16 protein-coding genes and 1 pseudogene are annotated in these 23811 nt (G+C 73.5%); 6 read left to right on the top strand and 11 right to left on the bottom strand.

The window, feature by feature from the left end; translation table 11 throughout:
* Positions 1-39: 39 nt before the first annotated feature.
* Positions 40-4551 carry an FtsK/SpoIIIE domain-containing protein gene (locus tag ABD339_RS29140; protein WP_344570137.1) on the top strand — a complete coding sequence of 1504 codons (4512 nt, stop codon included), beginning with the start codon at positions 40-42 and terminating at the stop codon, positions 4549-4551.
* 152 nt (positions 4552-4703) lie between these two features.
* On the opposite strand, the gene ABD339_RS29135 is transcribed toward ABD339_RS29140, so the two are convergent.
* From ABD339_RS29135 to ABD339_RS29100, 8 genes are all read right to left on the bottom strand, one after another.
* Positions 4704-4970: a WXG100 family type VII secretion target gene (locus ABD339_RS29135; RefSeq protein ID WP_344570136.1), complete on the bottom strand. Its 267-nt coding sequence runs from the start codon at positions 4968-4970 to the stop codon at positions 4704-4706.
* 208 nt (positions 4971-5178) lie between these two features.
* Positions 5179-5664 (bottom strand): hypothetical protein, encoded by a 486-nt coding sequence (locus ABD339_RS29130; RefSeq protein WP_344570135.1) that lies wholly within the window; start codon positions 5662-5664, stop codon positions 5179-5181.
* Positions 5661-6356 carry a hypothetical protein gene (locus ABD339_RS29125; RefSeq protein ID WP_344570134.1) on the bottom strand — a complete coding sequence of 232 codons (696 nt, stop codon included), beginning with the start codon at positions 6354-6356 and terminating at the stop codon, positions 5661-5663. The genes ABD339_RS29130 and ABD339_RS29125 overlap by 4 nt, the downstream gene beginning before the upstream one ends.
* 466 nt (positions 6357-6822) lie before the next feature.
* Positions 6823-8217, bottom strand: coding sequence for an FAD-binding oxidoreductase (locus tag ABD339_RS29120; protein WP_344570133.1), 1395 nt, complete (start codon positions 8215-8217; stop codon positions 6823-6825).
* A gap of 508 nt (positions 8218-8725) precedes the next feature.
* Positions 8726-10417: a protein kinase domain-containing protein gene (locus ABD339_RS29115; protein ID WP_344570132.1), complete on the bottom strand. Its 1692-nt coding sequence runs from the start codon at positions 10415-10417 to the stop codon at positions 8726-8728.
* The gene (locus ABD339_RS29110) at positions 10410-11249 is read right to left on the bottom strand and encodes a serine/threonine protein kinase (RefSeq protein WP_344570131.1); all 840 of its coding nucleotides are present in this window, start codon (positions 11247-11249) and stop codon (positions 10410-10412) included. Before ABD339_RS29110 ends, ABD339_RS29115 begins: the two co-directional genes overlap by 8 nt.
* A gap of 274 nt (positions 11250-11523) precedes the next feature.
* Positions 11524-12720, bottom strand: coding sequence for a cytochrome P450 family protein (locus ABD339_RS29105; RefSeq protein ID WP_344570130.1), 1197 nt, complete (start codon positions 12718-12720; stop codon positions 11524-11526).
* 149 nt (positions 12721-12869) lie between these two features.
* A complete protein-coding gene (locus ABD339_RS29100) occupies positions 12870-15122 on the bottom strand; it encodes a catalase (RefSeq protein ID WP_344570129.1) in 2253 nt (750 codons plus the stop codon).
* Positions 15123-15427: 305 nt separating this feature from the next.
* On the opposite strand from ABD339_RS29100, the pseudogene ABD339_RS29095 reads away from it, so the two are divergent.
* Positions 15428-16059: pseudogene (locus ABD339_RS29095) on the top strand (hypothetical protein).
* 418 nt (positions 16060-16477) lie between these two features.
* Complete coding sequence (locus tag ABD339_RS29090) at positions 16478-16927, top strand: DUF5707 domain-containing protein (protein ID WP_344570128.1); 450 nt, start codon at positions 16478-16480, stop codon at positions 16925-16927.
* Between the two features lie 88 nt (positions 16928-17015).
* Here the strand turns inward: ABD339_RS29090 and ABD339_RS29085 are convergent, their stop codons facing one another.
* Positions 17016-17879, bottom strand: coding sequence for a SigB/SigF/SigG family RNA polymerase sigma factor (locus ABD339_RS29085; RefSeq protein ID WP_344570127.1), 864 nt, complete (start codon positions 17877-17879; stop codon positions 17016-17018).
* 294 nt (positions 17880-18173) lie between these two features.
* Between ABD339_RS29085 and ABD339_RS29080 the strand changes: the two genes are divergently transcribed.
* The 3 genes from ABD339_RS29080 to ABD339_RS29070 all read left to right on the top strand — a co-directional run bounded on the left by ABD339_RS29080 (position 18174) and on the right by ABD339_RS29070 (position 20661).
* Positions 18174-18890 carry a VOC family protein gene (locus ABD339_RS29080; protein ID WP_344570126.1) on the top strand — a complete coding sequence of 239 codons (717 nt, stop codon included), beginning with the start codon at positions 18174-18176 and terminating at the stop codon, positions 18888-18890.
* A 128-nt stretch (positions 18891-19018) separates the two neighbouring features.
* Positions 19019-19810, top strand: coding sequence for an IclR family transcriptional regulator (locus ABD339_RS29075; RefSeq protein WP_344570125.1), 792 nt, complete (start codon positions 19019-19021; stop codon positions 19808-19810).
* Positions 19807-20661, top strand: a complete 855-nt coding sequence (locus tag ABD339_RS29070; protein ID WP_344570124.1) for an SMP-30/gluconolactonase/LRE family protein — start codon at positions 19807-19809, stop codon at positions 20659-20661. The genes ABD339_RS29075 and ABD339_RS29070 overlap by 4 nt, the downstream gene beginning before the upstream one ends.
* Before the next feature lie 260 nt (positions 20662-20921).
* On the opposite strand, the gene mmsB is transcribed toward ABD339_RS29070, so the two are convergent.
* Positions 20922-22157 (bottom strand): multiple monosaccharide ABC transporter permease, encoded by a 1236-nt coding sequence (mmsB, locus tag ABD339_RS29065; RefSeq protein WP_344570123.1) that lies wholly within the window; start codon positions 22155-22157, stop codon positions 20922-20924.
* Positions 22154-23791: a multiple monosaccharide ABC transporter ATP-binding protein gene (gene mmsA, locus ABD339_RS29060; protein WP_425576132.1), complete on the bottom strand. Its 1638-nt coding sequence runs from the start codon at positions 23789-23791 to the stop codon at positions 22154-22156. The genes mmsB and mmsA overlap by 4 nt, the downstream gene beginning before the upstream one ends.
* Positions 23792-23811 lie beyond the last annotated feature (20 nt).

Here is a 23811-nt window from a genome sequence, read left to right as displayed (position 1 = left end):
GTTCGACGGCTCACCGAGCCGAGGCCCCGGGGGACTTCAGTGGAACTGCGACTCACCGCCATCGACCCCGTGCGGGAGCGCCGCGCGGACCTTCTCCTGGCCGCGGAGCCCGACGATCCGGTCGGCTCCGTGGCGCGGGAGATCTCCCGCCTGCTGGACGCGGCGCCCGCCCACGGGCCCGGGGCAGCCGGCGAGGCGGGCCCCGGCGGGCAGGCCGCGGGCCCCGCCGAGTACGCCGCGGGCCCCGGCACGCGGGAGCCCGCGCTGCACATCAACGGCTTCCGGCTGGACCCCGCGCTGCCCCTGGCCGAATCGCCGGTACGCGACGGCGTGCTGGTCTCCGTCGGCGCCCCGCACGCCTGCCCGCCGCCGGCCGCCCAGGGCACGGTCGAGGTGCGGGTCGTCGGCGGTCCCGACGCGGGCGGGGTGCACCGGCTGGGCCCGGGGGTGGCGGTCGTCGGCAGTGGGCCGGACGCCTGGATCCGGCCGGATGACGCCGCATTGCCGCACTCGGCGTGCGAGGTCGATGTCGCCGTGGACGGCGGCGTCACGGTGCGCCCCGCGTTCGGCAGCGGTGTGACGATGGACGGCCGGCCGGTCGAGGGGCCCACCGGGTGGCGGCCGGGCAGCGTCGTCGCCGCGGGCCACACCCTGCTGGAACTGCGCGTCCCGTCGTTCCCCGACACCGCGCTCAAGCCCTCCCAGGACGGCACGGGCCTGGACTACAACCGTCCGCCGCGCATCACTCCGGCGCCGCGCGGCACGAAGTTCCAACTGCCCACCCGGCCCCGGCAGTCGGACGCCCGACCGCTGCCGTGGGCTGTCGCGCTGGCGCCGCTGGTCGCGGCCGTGGCCATGGTGCTGCTGCTGGGCAGCATGATCTACCTGGTCATGGCAGTGCTGACGCCCATCTCGCTGCTGGCCCACCACTTCTATGACCGCCGACACGGCAAGAAGTCCTACCGCCGCATGCGCGCCGAGTACGGGCAGCACAGGGCCTCCATCGAGTACCAGGCACGCAGGGCCATGGCCGAGGAGACCGCGGCCCGCCGGATGGCCTGCCCGGACCCGGCCGAGGTGTATCTCGCGGCCACCGGCCCGGGCCAGCGCCTGTGGGAGCGGCGGCTGGAAGACGACGATCACGGCCTGCTGCGCGTCGGCACCGGCGCCCTGCCCTCCGAGGTGGAGCTGACCGACCCCGGCCGGCAGGAGCACCGGCGCTCCGAACAGCTCGCCCTCAGCGACGTACCGGTGACCGTCCCGCTGCGCAGCCACGGCATTCTCGGTGTGGCAGGCCGGGGCGAGCTGCCCCGGTCCGTCGGCCGCTGGCTGGTCGCGCAGGCGGCGGCGCTGCACAGCCCGGCCGACCTGACGGTGTGTGTGCTCACCGATGCCACGGGCCGTGAGAGCTGGGAGTGGGTGCGCTGGCTGCCGCACGCGCGGGGCCGCGAGGAGCACGGGGCGGTCGCGCTGCTGGGCACCGACGTGGAGAGCGTGGCCCGCCGTATCAGCGAGTTGCTGACCACCCTCGGCGCCCGCCAGGAGGCGGAGCGCGGGCGGGGTCCGGGCGGCGAGCGGGAGTGGCGGGGCCCGTCGGTGCTGGTGGTGCTGGATGGTTCGCGCAAGCTGCGGGCGCTGCCCGGACTGACCCAACTGCTGCGTGAGGGCCCGCGCTTCGGGATCCACCTGGTCTGTCTGGACGCGGACCGCCGGCTGTTGCCCGAGGAGTGCCGTGCCCTGGTGGAGGAGGACCACTTCGGCCTGTTGCAGGTCTCGCGGGTGGGCGCGGAGCCGGTCCGGGCGGTGCGGCCGGACTGCGTCACCCCGGCCTGGTGCGAGAGTGTGGCGCGTGCCATGGCCCCGGTGCGGGACGTGAGCGAGAAGGAGGCGGGCGCGCTGCCCGACTCCTGCCGACTGCTCGACCTGCTGGACCTGGAGCCGCCCACTCCGGCCGGGGTGGCCGCGCGGTGGGCGGCGGGCGGCCGTTCGACCTCGGCCGTCGTCGGCGAGTCCTTCGACGGCCCGTTCACCATCGACCTCGTGCGGGACGGGCCGCACGGGCTGGTCGCCGGGACGACCGGCTCCGGCAAGTCGGAACTGCTCCAGACGCTGGTGGCCTCGCTCGCGGTGGCCAACCGCCCGGACGCGATGAACTTCGTGCTGGTCGACTACAAGGGCGGCGCCGCGTTCAAGGGCTGCGAGCAGCTGCCGCACACCGTCGGCATGGTCACCGACCTGGATTCCCACCTGGTGGAGCGGGCACTGGTCTCGCTCGGCGCCGAACTGCGGCGCCGCGAGCGGGCACTGGAGGCGGCAGGCGTGAGCGACCTGGAGAACTACCTCCTGGCCGCGCGCCGCGACCCGTCCCTGAAACCCCTCCCCCGGCTGCTGATCGTGGTGGACGAGTTCGCCTCGATGGCCAGGGAGCTGCCGGACTTCGTTCCCGGCCTGGTCAACATCGCCCAGCGGGGCCGCTCCCTGGGAATCCACCTCATCCTGGCCACCCAGCGCCCCAGCGGCGTGGTGTCCCCCGAGATCCGCGCCAACACCAACTTGCGGATCGCGCTGCGGGTCACCGGCAGCGCGGAGAGCCAGGATGTGATCGACGCGCCGGATTCCGCGCACATCGCCAAGTCCGCCCCGGGCCGGGCCCTGGTGCGGCTGGGCGCCTCCTCGCTGCTGCCCTTCCAGGCGGGCCGCGTCGGGGGCCGCAGGCCCGAGGTGACGGTCGCGGCCCAGCCGTGGGCCGCGCCTGTGACGTGGGACGGCCTCGGCCGCCCGGCGCCCGTGCGGCCGAGCCCCGCGGGACGGTCCGAGGACGATCCGCTGACGGATCTGGCACTGCTGGTCGATGCGGTCGACGAGGCGGCCGCCGCCATGGGGTTCGAGGAGCCGTACCGCCCATGGCTGGAGCCGCTGGCGGACCTGGTGACGGTGGCGGACCTGGTGCCGGTCGCCGAGCTGGGGACGAGGACCGCTCCGGCGACGGGATCCGGCCCGCCCACCGCCCCGGCGCGTGCGCACGCGGACGTTCCGCCGGCAGTCTTCGGGGTGACGGACGTACCCGCGCGCCAGTCCCGGATGCCGCTGGCCCTGGACCTGGTGGACGGGGACCATCTGCTGCTGGTGGGCGGGCCGCGCTCGGGCCGCTCCACCGCGCTGCGCACGATCGCCGGTTCGCTGGCGGCCACCGCGTCGCCCGCCGATGTGCACCTGTACGGCGTCGATTGCGGCTCCAACGCGCTGGCCCCGCTGGCCGGGCTGCCGCACTGCGGCGGCATCGTCACCCGGGACCAGACCGACCGGCTCACCCGCCTGCTGGGCCGGCTGCACGCCGAGGTCTCCCGGCGCCAACAGCTCCTGGCCCACGCGGGCGTGACGGGCGTGGCCGAGCAGCGGGCCACGGCCGCCACGCCGAGGGAGCGGCTGCCGTGGATGGTGCTGCTGCTGGACGGCTGGGAGAGCTACACGGCCGCCTTCGAGTCGTACGACTACGGCAAGCTCATCGACTCCATGACACAGCTGTTCCGCGAGGGCCCCTCGGTGGGCCTGCGGGTGGTGATGACCGCGGGCCGGGGCGGCCTGGCGGGCACGGTCTCCTCGTCGTTCGGCGACCGGCTCATCCTGCGGCTGGCCGACCCCAACGACTACACCACGGCCGGTATGTCCCCCCGGGATGTGCCCTCCCAGCTGCCGCCGGGCCGGGCGCTGCGCCCCTGCGAAGACGGCGTACTGGAGAGCCAGATCGCGCTGCTGGCCCCCGACCCCTCGGGCCAGGCCCAGGTGCGGGCGCTGCGTGACATCGCCGCGGAGGCGACCCGTACGCACGGCCGTCCGCCGCGCGGTCTGCGGCCCGTCCGGGTGGACGCGCTGCCGGCGCGGGCCACGGTGCGCGAGGCCCTGGCCCTGGACGCGGACTTCGTACCGCCGTCTCCGATGTGGGCGCTGGTGGGCGTGGGCGGGGACGAACTCGCCCCGGCGGGAGTGGACCTGACCCAGCACGGGCCCGGCTTCGTCATCGGCGGCCCGCCCAAGTCGGGCCGCTCCACGGCACTGTTGTCGGCGGCGCGCTCGCTGCTGCGCGCGGGAGTGCCGCTGGTCGCCGTCACACCCAAGCGCTCCCCCCTGCGGGAGCTGGCGGGGGCGCCCGGGGTGCTGGGCGTGCTCCAGGACACCTCGGCGGCGGAGGAGTTGCGAGAGGCGCAGGCCCGCGCCACGGGGGGCCGCTACGCGGTCGTCATCGACGACGCCGAGCTGGTGTACGACACCCCGCTGGACGCGGCACTGGAGTCGGCGGTGCGCACGGGCGTGGACGGCGACCACGCGGTGCTGGCGGCCGGGAACTCGGACACCCTCTCCGCGCAGTACCGGGGGTTCGTGAAGGAGGCACGGCGCTCGCGCAGCGGCCTGCTGCTGTCCCCGCAGAGCAACACGGACGGCGAGCTGCTGTCCGTCCGCCTGCCGCGCACCAATGGCGCGGGTACGCCGGGGCGCGGACTGCTGGTGCTGAGCGGCGAGATGACGCCGGTGCAGGCGGTCATCGAAGAGTAGGCGGGCACCGGGGAGCAGCCGGTATCCGGGGCGCCGGGGAGCAGCCGGAGGCACCGGCCCGCGCACACGGCGGAGGGCCCGGCGCGGGCCGCAAGGGGGGAGGCGGGGGTCGCGGCCCCCGCCTCCTCTCGCCAACCGCCGTGAATCTACGGTCAGTTGGTGACGTGATCGATGTTGTCGGCGTTGGTCCTGGCCGCGCGCCCGGCCTCGCGGAGCGTTTCCACGAACCGGTCGAACGTCGGCTTGAGGCTGTCCCACTCGGTGCGGAAGTTCTGCGCCTTGTTGCCCGTCCAATAGCCACCGCTGTCGGTGCAGGCCGTCTGCAGACTGGTGATCACACCCTGGAGCTGGGTCGCGTCACCGTCGAACTTCGACGCCAGCTCGCGCAGTCGTGCCAGATCGGCACCGTTCATCGTCATAGAAGCCTCCCCGTTGTGCGGCCCTTGGCAGCCGCGTTGTTCCGTTCTTACAGCAGCCAAAAAACCGTAACCCACCAACGTTCGGCACGCGCCCGCGTCTTGTCACGCTTCAGCTCCAGAGGGCACCGCCCCCGTACGGCGGACCGGTGCGCACCGGTCCGCCGTACGGGGGCAGCCTTTCGCGCGTTCCGCATGCCGCGCGGGTGTTTCACATCCTCAGCAGCCGCTGCGTGTTGTCGCGGTACTGCTGCAATGCGCGGCGCAGCTCTTCCGTGGCGGACTCGCCCTGCTGGTCGTGCCAGCCCGACCGGAGGAAGCGGCGCAGCTCGGCGAGCGTCTCGGTCAGCTGGTTCGCCGCCTCCTCGAACGCGGCGTCCGCTTCCCGTACGGCCGCGCGCGGGTCTTCGACGAAGCCGCTGAGCGCGTGCTGGAGTCGCAGGTCCAGCTGTTCACGCCGCCCCTCGGGGAACAGCCGCTCCGCTGTCCGGCGGGCCCCCGCGTGGACCGGTGCCGCCTGGGTCCGGCCGGGCGGGGCGCCGGCGGGGTCCGCCGATGCGGCGGGCCCGGCGGGACCCGGCCCTCCGGTCGCGCGGCCCGGGGTCCCCGCGGCTCCGGGGGGCGGGGGCGCGGGTACCGGGGGCGGGGGCGGGGGCGGGGCCGGGGCTGTCCTGGGGCGTTCGGCGTCAGCGGTCATCGGGCTTCGCCTCCCGTCATCGGGTAGCCCGGCGCCCAGCGTGCTCCGTCGCGCCGGGCGGGCTCGGTTCCACGGCCCACGGCGGGTGCCGGCTCGTGCTTGCCGGGTGTGCGGCCGGTGCCGCGGGTGCGCCCGAGTCCGCGCCCGTGCGGCCTACCGCCGTGGTGCGGGCTGGTCAGCGCCTCGAACAGGCCGCGTGCCGCCAGGAAGGCCGAGCGCATCTCCTCGGTGTTCTCACCGCGCAGCGCCTCATGGACGCGCAGGTAGCCGTGCACATGATGGGCGTGGTGCACCGAGAGCGCCTCGACTCGTTCCTCGAACGCGAGGTTCGGGGGGTAGCCGCGGTCGGTGGACAGCTGGGTCAGCAGCACGTCCGCCTCGTTCAGTGCCGCGTGCGGCGACTCCACGAAGTGCTCCTGCACGGCGGTCCAGCGCTCGGCGTACCGCTCCTGCGCGCCGGGTGCCAGCGGCTGTTCCCGCAGCGAGCCGTAACGCCGCAGCCGGTCGTTCAGCTCGCGTTCGGCGGCCTTGGTGTCGCCGTTGTGGCGGGCCACGGCACGGTCGTACTCGGGTCCGAAGCGCCGCTTGAGGCCCTGGCCGCCGACGCCCTGGCCCTGCCGGAGGCGGAGGGCCAGGCCGACGGCGACGGCCAGGATCACGACGAGACCGACGATGAGCAAGATGGTGAACATGTCCGCCCTCTCCGGCTCCCGGAACACCGCGTGAAGCGCGTGAAGCGCGCGGACCGCGCGGACCGCGCGGACCGCATGGTCCATGTTCTCCGCGTTGGTCCGCGTGGTCCGTCGCGCAGGTGACGGGAGCCGATCTGATGGGTCGTTGAGCCCCGGATCCGGGGCCCGGCGGCGCTCGGGTAGCCCGTCCCAACGCCCGTAAACGCGTGACGTGATGACGTCGCGCCCAGAAACCCCCGCAGCCATTGCCGGTCCTAGTTCGCCGCCTGGGCGGGCCTACGACGCCGAGCGGCGGCGCAGCGCCCAGCGGGTGGCCCCAGGTTCGCGCACCCCGCACCGCTTCATGCCGGCCGGGCGCGCCCGGCTGCGCGCCACGCCGGTACGCGCTGCCCGGCGGAGGACCCGGCCCCTCAGCCGGCCTCGCGCAGACTGCCGTACTCGGACGGCCGTGCTCAGACGGCCTTGCTCAGACGGCCTTGCCGGGGTTGAAGAGGCCGAGCGGGTCGAGCGTGTCCTTGAGCGCCCGCTGCACCGCGCAGATCTCCGGGCCCAGTTCCGCGCGCATGCCGCCGCGCTTGAGCAGGCCGACCCCGTGCTCCCCGGTGACGGTGCCGCCCAACGCGACGGCCTCGGTCAGCAGTTCCTCGAAGGCGGCCTGCGCGGCGCGGCGGGCAGCGTCGTCGCCGGGCGGGGTGATCAGCAGCGGGTGGAGGTTGCCGTCGCCCGCGTGCGCGATGGTGGCGACGCGCACCCCGTGCCGCTTGCCGATCTCCTCGGTGCGGGCCAGCATCCGCGGCACGGCCGAGCGCGGCACGCACACGTCCTCCGTCAGCACGGGCCCCAGCCGCTCCAGTGCGGGGTAGGCGAGCCTGCGTACCTCGAAGAGTGCTTCGGCCTCGACCTCGTCGGTGGAGCGCTCCGCCCACAGCGCCCCGGCTTCGTCGAACGCCCGCGCCACGGCCGCCGCCTCCTTCTCGCCCGCCTGGCCCGGGTCGTCCACCCGGGCCAGCAGCAAGGCGGCGGCGCCCGCTTCGATGCCCAGGTGCTTCCAGTTCTCGACGGCCTCCACGCAGGCCCGGTCCAGCAGTTCCAGCGCGGCCGGGCGCAGTCCGCGCCGGGTGCACAGGGCGACCGCCTCCCCTGCCGCCACCAGGCTGTCGAAAGCGCCGACCACCGTGTGCGGGGGCTCGCGCAGTGCGGGCCGCAGCCGCACGGTGATCTCGGTGAGGACGCCCAGCGTGCCCTCGGAGCCGACCAGCAGCCCGGTCAGGTCGTAGCCGCTGACGCCCTTGGTGGTGCGCCGCCCGACCCGTACGGCGGTGCCGTACTCGCCCGCCGGTCCGCCCATGACGGCTTCGAGGCCGAGGACGTAGTCGCGGGTGACGCCGTATTTCAGGCAGCACAGGCCGCCGGCGTTGGTGGCGACGTTGCCGCCGATGGTGGACCAGGGGGCGCTGGCCGGGTCCGGCGGGTACCACAGGCCGCGCTCGGCGACGGCGGCCTTGAGGTCGTTGTTGACGACACCGGGCTGGACGACCGCCAGCAGGTTGTCCTCGTCGATCTCCAGGATGCGGTTCATCCGGGACAGGTCGAGCACGAGGCAGCCGTCGGTGGCGTTGGCCCCGCCCGACAGCCCGGTGCCCGCACCCCGGGTGACCACCGGGACACGCAGCGCGGCGCAAGCACGTACGGCCGCCCGCACCTCCTGCGTGGAGGTGGCGCGCAGCGCCGCCAGCGGGCTGCCCGCCTCGGCCCATTCCGCGTCGTCGGCGCTGAGTGCGGCCAGCACGTCGGGGTCGGTGATCAGGTTGCTGTCCGGCAGCGCTGCGGCCAGCGCCTCGCGGTCCTCGGCGGTCGTCATGGGTCCTCCTTCAGGTGCGCCGCTCATGCTCCCCCACCGCCCCGAGCGCCGTGACGCCGGGTCCGGCCTGGTCAGGGCCGGGGGCGGGGGGCGGGCCTGAGGGGGGCGCACTCCTGACATTCGTCAGGTACCCCATGGGCCCCGCTGTTCCTAGTGTGTGGATCACGGCGAGGGAAAGGCGCGCCAGGGCCCCAGGATCATCACTCGTGGGGCTGTGTACCGCGCACGGAGATCGCCTGCGGTTCGCCGGGTCGCACGTCCCGCGTGCTGCGGATGTGCCACCTCACATCCGGAGTACGGGCTCGGCGGGCTGTTCGGGAGACACGGGGGACGGGGGAATCGCGGCGCGCGCCGGATCTCGGGGGAGCCGACGCGTGCGCGAGCCCTCCCGCCCCCGTGGGGGCCGGCCGCACCGGTCGCGGCGCGCCTTGCGGGGGCGGGGCGCCGCCCGGCGCGGGCCGGTCGGTACGGGGCTGATCAGTACGGGGCCGGCCGGCGCCGGGGGCGGTCAGCTCGTGTATTGCTTCAGGTAGCGCTTGACGCGGTTCACATGGGAGCGGGTGCGCTGGGGGACGCCGCCCTCCTCGATGACCGTGCGCGAACTGGTGCGGTACCCGGCCGCGAGGAGGCCGGGCATGTCCTCGCGCATGCCCTTCTCCTTGAACTGCTGGTCCAGCCAGCACACATAGGTGGACATGGTCGAGATCGCGTCGGGCGGGGACATGTAGTCCTTGTCGCCGTCGTGGTCGCCGTCCACGGCCCACGCCTTGAAGACGGACGGCGTCCACATCGCGATGCCGTACTCGTCGGTCCGGGGGCGCCGCGCCTTGGCGTCGAAGCCGCTCTCCGCCTTGAGCATCGCCGCGAGCAGCGCCGGGGTGATGTCCTCGTCCGCGCACAGCCGGGCGGCGCGGGTGAGCATGGGCCGCAGGGAGCGCGGTACGTCGCTCCTGGCCGGGAGGGCGCCGGGCACCCGGCCCGCCGAGGCGGTGGCCTCCGGCTTGTTCTCGGGGGCCGCGGTGCCGTCCGCCAGAAGGAAACCGGCGACAGTGGCGGCCCCCGCAACGGGCACGCCGACGGCCGCCGCCAGAACGGCGAGACGACGACGTCGCCGGGCACCCGGCGGCCGTGACGCCCCGCCCGGGCCGGGCCCGCTCGGTGCCGCATCTTTCCCGGCTCGCCCGGCTCGCCCGCCCCACCCCGCGCGTCCCGCATCGTCCCTGGCCGGGACGGCCCGCAACGCCTCCGCCCTGGCGGCCAGTTCCGCGGCGCCGAGGGCCGCGCGGGAGGCGTGGTCGGGGCGGAGGCAGTCCGCGATCAGCTCGCGCCAGGGCGCGGGAAGGCGGTTGTCGAGGCGGAGTTCGGCATGGCCGCGCGCGTACGCCTGCGCGGCCAGCGCGCGGGCGCGGGCCGTGCCGCCCGGGAAGGGATGCGCGCCGCCGGTGAGCACCTGGTGGGCCAGCACGCCGAAGGCCCAGATGTCGGCGGTGGGGCGCACGACGCTGCGCCCTCCCTCGCGGTCCGACCACCATTCGGGCGGCACATGGTCGAGCGAGCCCAGCGGGGGGACGTAGGCGTGGGTGCCGTCCAGCTCGGCGGTCAGTCCGAAGTCGGCCAGCCACACCTCCCCTTCGGGTGCGAGCAGCACGTTGCCGGGCTTGAGATCACCGTGCACCCAGCCCCGCCCGTGGATGTGGGCCAGCCCCGCCGCGACCCCGGCGAGGACGCGCCCCGCCCCGGGCACCGGGCCCGGCCCGTCCGGGTCGCCGTTGCCCGGCCCGTCCGAACCCCCGGACCCTCCGGCCCCGTCGGCCACTCCGGCCCCGTCGGCCACTCCGGCCCCGTCGGCCAGCAGCTCCTGGAGGCTGCGCTCGGCGCGGTCCATGACCAGCGCGGTGACGCCCTCCAGTTCCGGTCGGTGCGGGTCGTGCAGGGTCAGCGCCGCGCGGGTGCGCACCACGTGCGGGTGGTCGGCCTCCAGGCTGAAGCGCACCTCGCGCCGGACGAGTTGTTCCATGGACTCGCGCTGGCCCGGTGGCAGCAAGTGGGTCGGCAGGAGCTTGACGGCGGCCCGGCCGCCCGCCGCGTCCTCTGCCGCGTACACCACGCCCCAGCTTCCCGCGCCGAGCCGGCCGTTCAGCGTCCACTCCCCCACCCGGTACCCGGCGGGCAGATCGAGGCGCGGGGGGCCGTCATCCATCGGCGCGACCCTCCCCCGGGCGTTCTCCCGGGCGCTCCCCCGGGTGCTCCGGTCCGGTGCCCTCGGCGCCCTCGGCGCGGGACGGGCGCAGGAGGGCGAGGTGTTCCTCGCGCACCAGGTCGAAGCGCAGGGCGAGCGCGACGAGTTCGGCCCGCTTGCGGCTGGTGCCCGCCGGGCGCTCCTCGGCGTCCTCGCGCAGCCGCAGTTTGACCGTGGCCAGATACTCGATGTGGTAGTTGACGGCCGAGCGTGTCAGATCCTCCAGGCCCTCCAGCGGGCGCAGCCGGTCGAGGACTTCGCCGACGCCGGGGATCGCGCCGCTGGAGGGGTCCCTGAGCCGGGGCTCGCACAGGGCGAGCAGGACGAGGAAATACTTCGCGGTCTGGTCCAGGGCGAACGGGCTCTGGGTGGGCTCCCCGGTACGGAGGCCGACCCCGGCGTCCAGGTACGCGTGCTCGGGGGCGAACACCTTGAACGACGCGGTGCCTTCGCGGGAGGGCAGCACCACCCGGGAGAATTCGAACGGCACGGGGGCGCCCAGCCGTCCCGGCGCGACCTTGATGTGCTCCCCCGCGCCCTCCATGTTCTCCACCACGTAGGTGACGTGCCCGCTGTAGTTGGACAGCCGCCAGTAGTCCTCGGCCGCGGTGATCTGGCCCGCGTGGCGGGAGACCCCGGGGTCGCGGAGCGCGACCTCCACCGGGCTGCCGGGCCCGCCCCGGCCGAATTCGGCCGTCTCACCGGGCCCCAGGTGCAGCAGGCGGGGCCGGTCGGTGGAAGCTCCCTCGAACTGCCCTTCGCCTTCGGGCAGTTGCACGATGACCGTGTCCATGGTGAACCTCCCCCCTCGGCCGCGGGCATCCTATATCGACCCTGACATCTGTCAGGTAGCGCTCCGTTCCCACGCGTGGGATGATGCGCCGCTTTTCAGCCGGGGCACGTCCGTGAGCCCCCGCGAGCCGGGAGCAGTGCGTTCGAGCCGGGCGGGGCAGCCGGCCGGACCACCGGAACGGGGCCGGGACCCACCACCGCCCGCTGTCCGCCGTCCACCCACCCCGCACTCAGCGGGACCCGACCAGTCCGCTCAGTCAGCTCAGTCAGCTCAGTCAGCTCAGGGTGAGGGGCAGCCGGGCGAGGGCGTGGGAGCGGAACGACGTCCGCCAGATCAGCCGCTCGGGTGCGACCGCGGGCCGCAGCCCGGGGAAGCGGCCGAGCAGCGTCTCCAGCGCCAGGCCGATCTCCATCCGGGCCAGGGGGGCGCCGAGGCAGTAGTGCATGCCCTGGCCGAGGGAGAGGTGGGCGTTGTCGGCGCGGTGGACGTCCAGTTCGTCGGGCCGCTCGTAGCGGGCGGGGTCGCGGTTGGCCGAGGCCAGGCCCAGCAGGACGGTGTCACCAGCGGGGAGGGTGACGCCCCCGTACTCGATGTCCTCGCGCGGGAAGCGCCGGAGGGCCGTGTGGTTCGGGTGGGCGAGGCGCAGCACCTCCTCGACGGCGGCGGTGCGAAGCGCGGGCTCCGCCCTCAGCGCCCCGAGCGTGTCCGGGTCGCCGAGCAGGGCGAGGACCCCCGCGCTGAGCGTGTGCTGGACGTTCTCAATACCGGCGCCGAGGACGAGGAAGGCGAGGGAGCACAGCTCGTCCTCGGAGAGCCGGTCGCCCTCGTCCCTGGCGTGGATGAGCGCGGAGAGGAGGTCGTCGCGCGGGTCCTTCCTGCGCCGGTCCACCAGGGAGCGCAGGAAGCCGTGCACGGAGGTGATGGCCTCGGCGACCGCGCGCGGGTCGGCCATGGCGATCATCGTGGTCACCCAGGAGGCGAAGGGGCGCCGCTCCTCCTCGGGTACCTGGAAGAGGTCGCAGATGACGGTCAGCGGCAGCGGGGTCGCGAAGTCGTGGACGAAGTCGGCCTCCTGGCCCGCCTCCAACCGCGCGGCGAGGCCGTCCGCGAGGCGGTCGACAACGGCCTGGATGTCGCCGCGCAGGGCTTCGATACGGCGGGGGGTGAAGCCCTGTGCGACCAGGCGCCGCAGCCGCAGGTGGTCGGCCTGGTCCATGTTGAGGAGGTTGGCGTCGAGCGCGGGCGGCAGGGAGAAACCCTTGTAGCCGCTCTTGGCGTGGGCCTTGTCCACCGACAGCCGGGGGTCGGCCAGCCCGGCACGCACGTCCTCGTCGCGGGTGACGAGCCACGCAGGCGTCCCGTCGGGCAGGGCCACCCTGTGAACGGGCGCCTCCTCCCTGAGTTTTGCGTATACGGCGTAGGGCGCGGCGTGGAACGCCTCGTCGTCGAAAGGCTGCGGCAGTGCGGTCATGTCATCTCCCCGTGGGACGGCTCCGGTGGCAGGAGACATCTTGACCCATACGGGCCCGGGGGCCGGCGAGCAGGAACCTCGCCCGCCCCCGGCCGGAGCCGGGGCGGGCGACGGGTGGCGGCGCGACAGCGGGTGGCGGCGGCCCGCCGTCAGCTGTGGAACGCCGCCGTGGGGAAGCGGTCCCACACGCGGTGGGTGGCCAGCAGGTCGGTCACCCGGGCGAGCACGGTGCCCGGGTCGTCATCGACGACGATGCCGGGCAGGCCCTCCGGGCAGCCCGCCGCGCTCAGCACGTCACCACCGCCGCCCCAGGCACCCAGCGCCTTGGAGTGCCGGTACGCCTCGGACAGCAGGAGCAGCACGCGCGGGTCGGTGCCCTCGCTGGACAGCCCCTGACCGGCCTTCACATCGCGGGCCCCGTAGGCGTCGTCGCCCTCGGCGGGGACTCCCGAGACCAGGAGCGCGTCGAATTCGACGGAGCGGGCGTTGGCGAAGGTGCGCTGGACGACGACCGGGGCCGCGCCGCCGCCCGCCAGCTCTCCGCCGTGCGGGGCGACCACCAGCGGGACCATGCCGTTTTCCAGTGCCGTGCCGCGCAGTCGGGCGAGGGCTGCCAGGTCGCTGTTCTCGTCGGCGATGATGCCCAGGACCCGGCCATCGACCGGCCAGGAGGCGCCGAGCTGGGAGAGCGCGGGGCTCGGATCGACCTGCGCGAGGGGCGCGGAGGGCTCCGGCGCCGGCAGCCCGAGTCCGGCGGCGACCTGGGAGCACAGCTCGGGGTCGATGTCGGCCAGCACGCGCAGGTTGCGCTCCTTGATGGTGTTCTCGTAGCACTTGCTCAACTCGAAGGTGTACGCGGCGATCACATGCTCGCGCTCGATCGGGGTGAGGCTGAGCCAGAAGCGGCGGGGCTGGCTGGTGTGGTCGTCGAAGGAGGCGGGTGCCGCGCGCACCTTGGCCGCCTGCGGGTTCATGGCCAGCGGCACCTCCACATAGCCGCCCGCGCCCGCCCCGGCCTGGAAGGGGCAGCCGCCGTCGAGGGAGTTGGGGTGGTAGGGGGCGACGCCGGTGTGGAGGGCCGTCTGGTGCATACCGTCGCGCAGCATGTCGTTGACGGGCGCGTGGGTCCGGTTGATGGGCAGCTGGGCGAAGTTGGGCCCGCCCAGCCTGCTGATCTGGGTGTCCAGGTAGGAGAACAGCCGCCCGGCCAGCAGCGGATCGTCGGTGATGTCGATACCGGGGACCAGGTGGCCGGGGTGGAAGGCGACCTGTTCGGTCTCGGCGAAGTAGTTGGAGGGGTTGGCGGTCAGTGTCATCAGCCCGACGGGCTGCACCGGGGCCCACTCCTCGGGGACGATCTTTGTGGGGTCGAGCAGGTCGATGCCCTCGAAGGTCTGCTCGGGGGTGTCGGGGAATGTCTGGATGCCCAGCTCCCACTCCGGGTAGGCGCCGGCCTCGATGGCGTCGGCCAGGTCTCGGCGGTGGAAGTCGGGATCGACGCCGCCCGCGATCTGGGCCTCCTCCCACATCAGGGAGTGCACCCCGGCCCTGGGCTTCCAGTGGAACTTCACCAGCGTGGTGCCGCCTTGCTCGTTGACCAGCCGGAAAGTGTGGATGCCGAAGCCCTCCATCATCCGGTAGGAGCGCGGGATGCCCCGGTCGGACATGTTCCAGAGGGTGTGGTGGGTGGCCTCGGTGTGCAGGGAGACGAAGTCCCAGAAGGTGTCGTGGGCGCTTTGGGCCTGCGGGATCTCCCGGTCGGGGTGCGGCTTGCCCGCGTGGATGATGTCGGGGAACTTGACGGCGTCCTGGATGAAGAAGACCGGGATGTTGTTGCCGACGAGGTCGAAGGTGCCCTGTGTGGTGGAGAACTTCGTCGCGAAGCCGCGGGTGTCGCGGACCGTGTCGGCCGAGCCGCGCGAGCCGAGCACCGTGGAGAAGCGGACGAAGACCGGCGTTTCGATGTCCTTGCCGAGGAAGGCCGCCTTGGTGACGGCGGAGGCCGTGCCGTAGCCGCGGAAGACGCCGTGCGCCGCCGCGCCCCGCGCGTGCACCACCCGCTCGGGGATGCGCTCGTGGTCGAAGTGGGTGATCTTCTCCCGCAGGTGGTGGTCCTGGAGCAGCACGGGGCCGCGCTCGCCGGCCTTGAGCGAGTGGTCCGTGTCGGGCAGCCGCAGCCCTTGAGCGGTCGTCAGGTACGCGCCCGACTGGGCCCGTACCTCGGGGTCGGCGTCGGCCGGGGCCCCGGTGGGCGAGTAGACCTCGGGGCCCGACTGGTCCTGCTTGGGCGGCAGCGGCTCGCGCGGCGTGGTCGGCTCCTCCAGCTGCGGAACCTCCTGCCCCGGGCGTCCGGGGATGTGGGGTCCGTCGGCTGACTCGGTCTCGTGCGGCGGGAGCGCCATGGTTCCTCCGGCTGCGGCGGGGTCGGTGGGGTCCCCGCAGGGGTAACCCCCGCCGCACGCGGCGAAACGAGGGACCTGGGAAGAGCCCGCCGATGGGTGCCGTGGCACCGCCGGGCGGCGCGAGAGCGGGTATGGCACGAGTCGGGCGTGCGGGCGGGACGCGAGCGGCGGGCGGTCCGGCGCACCCTGCCGCAATTCGGTCCAAACCTATTGATGAGAGGTCTGGACCTCTTTACCGTGCGCCGCGACGCGACGCGGCGGTTCCGCCGCTGTCACCGGTCCGGAGGGTCGGAGAGGAGCGCGGCATGATCGGTCGAAGAGTGCGGCTGCTGGGTGTCGGGGCGGCGGTGGCCCTGCGCGGTGCAGTTGACGGCGGCCTCGCTGCCGGGGGCGGCCTCGGCGACGGCGCGGAAGGCTCCGGCGGCGGCCTCCACCTCCGCCTCCGGTCGAGCGCCCCGGGCGGAGACCTGCGCGGTCAAGCCGAAACCCGCGGGCAAGGTGCTCCAGGGGTACTGGGAGAACTGGGACGGCGCGGCCAACGGCGTCCACCCGCCCTTCGGCTGGACGCCCATCACGGACTCCCGTATCGGCGGCCACGGCTACAACGTGCTCAATGCGGCCTTCCCCGTGATCCGTTCGGACGGCACCGCCCTGTGGGAGGACGGGATGGACGCCACGGTGAAGGTCGCCACCCCGGCCGAGATGTGCGAGGCCGAGTCGAAGGGGTGCCACCATCCGCGTGCCCTACGGCAAGCAGGTCCCGGGCCTCCCGGCGCAGCCGGGCGCGGGTGGCGGCTACATGGCGCCGGGCCTGGTCGCCCAGGCGTGGAACCACTACGGGGGTGCCCTCAAGGGCCTGATGACCTGGTCGCTGAACTGGGACGGCGCCCGGTCCTGGACCTTCGGCGACAACGTCAGGTCCCTCCAGGGCCGCTGAACGGCCGGGCCGCCTGCCTCCCGGCGGCCCGCTGAACCCCGGGACCCGGCCGAGGAGGCTCTCCCACCCGCCGCCTCGGCCGGGTTCCGGTCCGGTCCCCTCCCCCGTGCCTCCCCCGCTTTCCCCGTCGCTCCGTTTCCAGCGGAGGCCGCGCCCTTCCCCGCGCAGGCCGCGCCCTCCCATGCGGAGGACGTCGCGCCGGACCGCGCTCTATCTCTGGTTGGAGAGCACGTTCATCCCCGGGTCCGAGGATCGTCCGGCGCCCCGCTCATAGGCTCGGACACAGCACGGAACACGGCGGCGGCGACCAGCTGCCGCACCCGGCGCACTCGCCAACTGGCGTGTTCCGCGCAGCAGTTGAGCGAGAGCGGGCGGCGGCCTTCCGGCCCGCCCGATGACACTTCCGAGGGGAATTCTCATGTCCAAGCGCGCCATTGCCGTGTCGGTCGCCGGTGCCGTCGCAGTCGGCGGTATCGCCGCGGGAGGCGTCGCGGCGGCCACCGCTTCGACCCCGCTGACCGTGCAGAGCACCTCCGCCCGCTACACCGCCCCCACCTCCGGCAACGATGGTGCGCTCACCGTCACGGCAAAGGTGAGCGACGACTCCGGGGTGCGCGGCGTCAAGGTGCTGGCGTGGCCCAAGTCTTCGGGCCTGGAGCCCAAGAAGAAGGAGATGACGCACGCCGAGAACGCCACGTGCAAGGAGACCGGGGAGGAGAGGGCCACCTGCACCTACGTCCTGAAGGTCACCCCCAAGGACGCCGCCAGGCCGGCCAAGGGCACCTGGTACGTCGCCACGCTGGCGACGGCCGAGGACGGGGACACCGCCTTCGATCCCAAGGCCGCCTCCTTCAGCATCCCGCGCTGACCGGCTCGGCCCGTGCCGGGCCTGTCCCACGGGTGCGCCCCTGCCCACGGGCGCGGGCGCGTCCCCGGCGTTCAGGCCGCCGCGCTGTTCAGGCCGCCGCGCGAGGAGTGCGGGTGCGCTCCTCCTCCTCGATCTCCTCGCGCACGCGGCGGCAGGCCGAGGCCAGCAGCCGGGAGACGTGCATCTGGGAGACGCCCAGCCTGCGGGCGATCTGCGTCTGCGTCTGCTCGCGGAAGAAGCGCAGGTAGAGCAGGAGTTGTTCGCGCTCGGGCATCCGGCACAGCACGGCCCTGACCGCCTCGCGGTCCACGACGTGGTCGTAGCCGCTCTCATCGGCGCTCAGGGTGTCCATCAGGCAGATCGTGCCGTCGGCCGACCCCTCGGCCCCGCTGCCCGCGTCCGGGGAGACGGGGGCGTCGAGGGAGAGGGAGTTGAAGCACTGGAGAGCTTCCATACCGGCGAGGGTGTCCTCCTCGGACAGCCCGGCGTGTGCGGCGAGTTCCGCCACGGTGGGCGAGCGGCCCGAGGCGGTCAGCTCCAGCTCGCGCAGGCTCGCGCGGACCCGGTTGCGCAGGTCCTGCACCCGGCGCGGGACGTGGATCTCCCACATGTTGTCGCGGAAGTGGCGCTTCAGTTCACCGTAGATGGTGGGGATGGCGAAGGTCTCGAAGGCGTTGCCGCGCGCGGGGTCGTAACGCTCCACGGACTTCACCAGCGCGAGGGCCGCGACCTGCTCCAGATCCTCCAGCGACTCGCCCCGGTTGCGGAACTTGCGGGCCAGACGGTGTGCCATCGGGAGCCAGGCGGTCACCACGCAGTCCTGGAGGCGCCGGCGCTCGGGCCCCTCGGGCAGCTTGGCCAGTGCCTCGAAGTCCGCGGCCGTATCCGGGGCGTCGTGATGGGTGCGGCGGGGGGCCTGCTTCTTGTTCGTACGAAGCTCGGTGCTGCTCATGGTCTGCTCACTCCCGCGTCTCACATCGGGTGCTGTGCAAGACAGGAAGAAGCGGATTCCCGTGCCGCTTCCAGCGGAATTCACACTGTCGTGCCACCCCTGTCCGGGGGCATATTTTCACCGTGACACACTCCTCAGCCAAGGGCATCTTCGCAGGTCAGAGTGGTTGCCTCACGGTGTTCCCCGCTCTACGCCCGGTAGCCGAAGGGCGTTTGACGAAGATCGCAGCGGGCACCCGCTCGCGGATACGGCGGCACCCGCCGCTCCGGTGAGCGAAAGCAGAGGTGGAAAGAGATGGCCGCACGTCCCGGTGCGCCCTGCTGGGTCAGCCTGACGACCCACGACCAGCGGGCCACGGAGGAGTTCTACGGCGCGGTGCTGGGCTGGTCCTTCCAGGACGGCGACCTCGCGCCCGAATTCCGGGTGGCCATGGAGGCGGGCGAGCCGGTGGCCGGGATCAGCGAGGCCGAGGCCGCCCGCCGCCTGCCGGTGCGCTGGACGGTGTTCTTCCTGACGGAGGACGCGGACAAGGGGGCGGAGCGGATCGCCGAGCGCGGCGCGACGGTGGCGGTGGGCCCGGTGGAGTTCGGCGGGGGCCGCGCCGTGCTGGCCGCCGACCCGTGCGGCGCCTCGTTCGGCCTGTGGCAGGGGGCGACCCCGCGGCACTGGGTCATCGGCACCGGGCAGGCGCCCGCCGCGCTGGAGCTGCACACCCCCGAGGCGGCTCCCGCCGTCCTGTTCTACGGCTCGGTCTTCGGCTGGCCGGAGCCGGAGGACGGCACAGGCTGGCAGTTCGCCACGCTGCGCGACGACGCGGTGGCGGGCGGCTCCGACCCGGCGCAGCGGCCCCGCTGGGAGGTCACGTTCTGGACCGCCGATCTGGAGGACGCCGTGACCGCCGCCACCGGGCGCGGCGGCACCGTACTGGCTCCCCCGCGCGAGACGGCCGACGGCCGCCGCGCCACCCTGTGCGATCCCCACGGAGCCCTGTTCTCCCTCGTCGAGATGTAGTCACCGGGGCGCGAGCGCACACAGCGCCCACGCCCCCGGGCAGCCGGCCGCCCTTCCCAGCCTCACCGGCCCCGCTAGACTGTTCGGTAATTCGATCGACTGTTGAGATATCGAACAGGGAGGGTGGCATGGGACGGCTCGTGCCCGCGGTGACGCGGGCCCTGGACATCCTGGAGCTGTTTTTGGAAGGGGAGGGCACACTCTCGGCGCCCGACATCGTGCGCCGCCTCCAGCTCCCCCGCACCACCGTGCACGAGCTGGTCAGCACCCTCACGGCCCGCTCCTATCTGGTGCCGGCGCCCGGCCGCCCCGGCTACTACCGGCTGGGGGTACGCCCCTACCAGCTCGGCAGCCGCTACGCCCAGCAGCTCGACCTGGCGGCCGAGGGCGAACAGGTCGCGCGCACGGTGGCCGAGACCTGTGAGGAGACGGTGCACGTGGCGATCCTGGAGGACGCCGACGTCATCTACATCGCCAAGGTGGACTCCACCCAGGCCGTGCGCATGGTTTCGGCGGCCGGGCGGCGGCTGCCCGCGCACTGCACCGCCGTCGGCAAGATGCTGCTGGCCTCCCTGCCCGACGAGGAGCGGGCCGCCCTCCTGCCCGACGGCGCCCCGCTGCGGGCGATGACCGGCAACAGCGTCACCGACCCGGCCCGGCTGCGCGGTCTGCTGGCCGGGATCCGGGAGCGCGGCCTGGCCGTGGAGGAGAGCGAGTCGAACCCGGACGTGAGCTGTGTGGCCGCGCCCGTTCGCGACCGCTCGGGGCGGGTGGTGGCCGCCTTGTCGATCTCCGTACCGCTGATCCGCTGGAGCCAGGAGCGGCTGCCCGAACTGGCGGAGCTGGCCGCCAAGGGCGCGGCGCAGCTGTCCGAACGGCTCGGGCACGGACAGCACGCAGGGCACGGAAGTACACAGTGAGCGGCGCGCGGGCCGAGACGGCGGTACGCGCGGGCGCCGCGCTGGGCGAGGGCCCGACCTGGGACGCGGCGGCCGGGCGGCTGATCTGGGTGGACATCCTCGGCTGCCGGGTGCACACCTTCGACCCGGCCACCGGCCGCCGCACGGCCTTGGCGACGGAGCAGCACGTGGGCGCCGCCAAACCGCGCGCGGGCGGCGGGCTGGTCGTCAACCTCCGGGACGGGGTGGGGCGCTACGGCCCGGACGGCGGCTTCGGCTGGCTGCGCCACGACCCGGTCCCCGGCCGCCGGGGCAACGATGCCGCCGTAGCGCCCGACGGCACGCTGTGGGCGGGCACGATGCGCTACGACGAGGCGCCGGGCGGCGGCACACTGATCCGGCTGGGCCCGGACGGCAGGGCGCACACGGTGCTGGAGTCGGTGGCGATCAGCAACGGCACGGGCTGGAGCCCCGATGGGCGGCTGCTGTACTACGTGGACAGCCCGACCCGCAGGATCGACGTCTTCGACGTCCGTGCGGACGGGCTGGTCGCCGGCCGGCGCCCGCTGGCCGAGGTCGAGAAGGGCGCCGGCTTCCCCGACGGGCTGACCGTGGACGCGGACGGCTGTGTGTGGGTGGCGCTGTACGACGGGGCGGCGGTGCGCCGCTACACCCCCGCCGGGAAGCTGGACCGCGTCGTGGAGCTGCCCGTACGGCGGCCCACGGCCTGTGCGTTCGGCGGTGCGGGCCTGGATGACCTGTATGTCACCACGGCCCGCACCGGGCTGTCCGCGCCGTCCTCGCGGGACGGTTCGCTGCTGGTGCTGCCCGGCGCCGGACAGGGGCTGGCGCAACCGCCCTTCGCGGGCTGAGCGGGGACCGCACGGCGCGGGCAGGACGGCGGGCGGCATGCGCGAGCAGAACCGCGCCGGGGCGCGCGCACCGGCCCGGGAAGCACACGGACAGGACCGCACACGGACAGGGCCGCGCGCACGGTCCGGGCGGGACCGGCCGCCGGGGCGGGAACTTTGCGCCGGGGCGGCCGTCGCGGCGGCAGCTTTCCGCCGCGACGGCGCCCGGCCCGGGCCCCTGGGGAGGAGACGGCGGGGTGTATCTGCGCGCGGGCGCGCGCTCAGCGTCCGGCCCTGCGCTTGTTCCACACGTCGAAGCCCACGGCGGCCAGCAGCACCAGGCCCTTGATGACCTGCTGGTAGTCGGTGCCGATGCCGACCAGCGACATGCCGTTGTTGAGGACGCCCAGGACCAGTCCGCCGATGACGGCGCCCATGACCGTGCCGACGCCGCCGCTCATCGAGGCGCCGCCGATGAACGAGGCGGCGATGGCCTCCAGTTCGAAGTTGAGGCCCGCCTGCGGGGTGCCCGCGTTCAGCCGCGCGGCATACACGCAGCCGGCGAGCGCCGCCAGCAGCCCCATGTTGACGAACACCAGGAAGGTGACCCGGCGGTCCTTGACGCCGGAGAGCTTGGCCGCCGCCTTGTTCCCGCCGAGCGCGTACACATGGCGCCCGACCACGGCGTTGCGCATGACGTAGCCGAGGGCGATCAGCAGCGCGCCCATCACCAGCATGACGACGGGCACGCCGTGGAAGCTGGCCAGGGTGAGGGTGAAGGCGATGACGGCCGCCGCGATGGCCACGCACTTGGCCGCCCAGAGCCTTGCGGGCAGCACATCCAGGTCGTGGGCCAACTGCCGCTTGCGGTCGCGGTGTTCGCGCAGCAGCAGCAGGGCGAGCGCCACCAGGCCGATGACCAGCGTGGGGTTGTGGTACTGCGTGTAGGGGCCCATCTCGGGGATGAAGCCCTTGGCCAGGTTCTGGAAGCCCTCGGGGAAGGGCGAGAGCGACTGGCCCTCCAGCACGATCTGCGTCAGGCCCCGGAAGAGCAGCATGCCCGCCAGCGTGACGATGAACGACGGGATGCCGACGTACGCGATGAAGAAGCCCTGCCAGGCTCCGGCGACCGCGCCGATCAGCAGCGAGAGCACCAGCGCGAGGACCCACGGCATGTCGTGTTTGACCATCATGACGGCCGACATGGCGCCGACGAAGGCGACCAGGGAGCCGACGGACAAGTCGATGTGCCCGGCGATGATGACGATCATCATGCCCATGGCCAGGATGAGGATGTAGCCGTTCTGCTGGATCAGGTTGGAGACGTTGTTGGGCAGCAGCAGCGTGCCGTCGGTCCATATCTGGAAGAGCACGACGATGAAGACCAGCGCCGTGAGCATGCCGTACTGGCGCATGTGGGTGCGCATGTTGCCCAGCAGCACGGCCCACGCCGAGCGGGCCGCCTCGGGTACGGCGGCGGGTGCGGAGTCCTTCGGCGGGGTGGAGGTGGTGGTCATGACGGGGCCTCAGCTCTGTTCATGGTCATGTGGCGCATCAGGACTTCCTGGGTGGCGTCGGCGCGGGCGACCTCACCGGTCAGCCGGCCCTCGGACATCGTGTAGATCCGGTCGCACATGCCGAGCAGCTCCGGCAGTTCCGAGGAGATGAACAGCACGGCCTTTCCCTGCGCGGCGAGCTGGTCGATGACGGCGTAGATCTCGAACTTCGCGCCGACGTCGATGCCACGGGTCGGCTCGTCCAGGATCAGCACCTCCGGATCGGCGTGGATCCACCTGCTGAGCACGACCTTCTGCTGGTTGCCGCCGGAGAGCCGGCCGACCTGCTCCTCGACGGAGGGCGCCTTGATGTTCATGGAGGTGCGGTAGCGCTCGGAGACGGCCCGCTCGTGGTGCTCGTCCACCACGCCGCGCCGCGTCATGCCGGACAGGGAGGCCAGCGAGATGTTGCGGTTGATGGTGTCGATCAGGTTGAGCCCGTAGCGCTTGCGGTCCTCGGTCACATAGGCGATGCCCGCCTCGATGGCCGCCGGCACCGTCTTGGTGTGCACCTCGCGCCCGTCCACCCGCACGGTGCCGCCCTCGTACAGCCCGTAGGAGCGGCCGAACAGCGACATGGCCAGCTCGGTGCGGCCCGCGCCCATGAGCCCGGCGATGCCGACGATCTCCCCTCGGCGCACGGTCAGCGACGCGTCGTCCACCACCTTGCGCTGGTGATCGACGGGGTGGCGCACCGTCCAGCCGGACACCTCCAGGGCCACCCCCTGGTCGCCCTCGTAGCGGGTGCGCTCGGGGAAGCGGTGGTCCAGGTCGCGGCCGACCATGCCGCGGATGAGGCGCTCCTCGGACAGCTCGGGCGCCCGCTCGGGGGTCTCGCGGACCGTGAGCGTCTCGATGCTGCGCCCGTCGCGCAAGATGGTGACGGTATCGGCGACCTGGCGGATCTCCCCGAGTTTGTGGGAGATGAGGATGCAGGCGATGCCCTGCGCGCGCAGCTCCAGGATGAGTTTCAGCAGCTGGGCGCTGTCCTCGTCGTTGAGGGCCGCGGTCGGCTCGTCGAGGATGAGCAGCTTCACCTCCTTCGCCAGCGCCTTGGCGATCTCGACGAGCTGCTGCTTGCCGACGCCGATGTCGGCCACGGGCGTCTGCGGCTTCTCCCGGAGCCCGACCCGCTCCAGCAGGCGCGCCGCCTCGCCCATCGTGTCGTTCCAGTTGACGAGCGAACGGCCGCTGCCGGTGCGCTCGTTGCCGAGGAATATGTTCTCCGCGATGGACAAGAACGGCACCAGGGCCAGCTCCTGATGGATGATCACGATGCCCCGGCGTTCGCTGGCGCGGATGTCCTTGAAGGCCGCCGGCTCGCCCAGGAAGCTGATCTCGCCCTCGTAGCTGCCGTGCGGGTGCACCCCGCTGAGCACCTTCATCAAGGTGGACTTGCCCGCGCCGTTCTCGCCGCAGACCGCGTGGATCTCCCCGGCGCGCACCGTGAGGTCCACCCCGGACAGCGCCTTGACACCGGGGAAGGTCTTGGTGATGCCGCTCATCAGCAGGACGGGCCGCTGGTCGCGGGGGTTGGCTTGGGGCTCCTCGTGCGGCTCTGCCGGGGGCTCTGCCCGGGCCTGCTCCCCGGGCACCTCCCAGGGCTCCTCGGCGG

Origin of the sequence: Streptomyces axinellae, assembly GCF_039532135.1 — a bacterium.
Lineage (GTDB): Bacteria > Actinomycetota > Actinomycetes > Streptomycetales > Streptomycetaceae > Streptomyces > Streptomyces axinellae.
The sequence above is the reverse complement of the archived record's forward strand: the minus strand, read 5'-3'. Positions and strand labels throughout refer to the sequence as shown.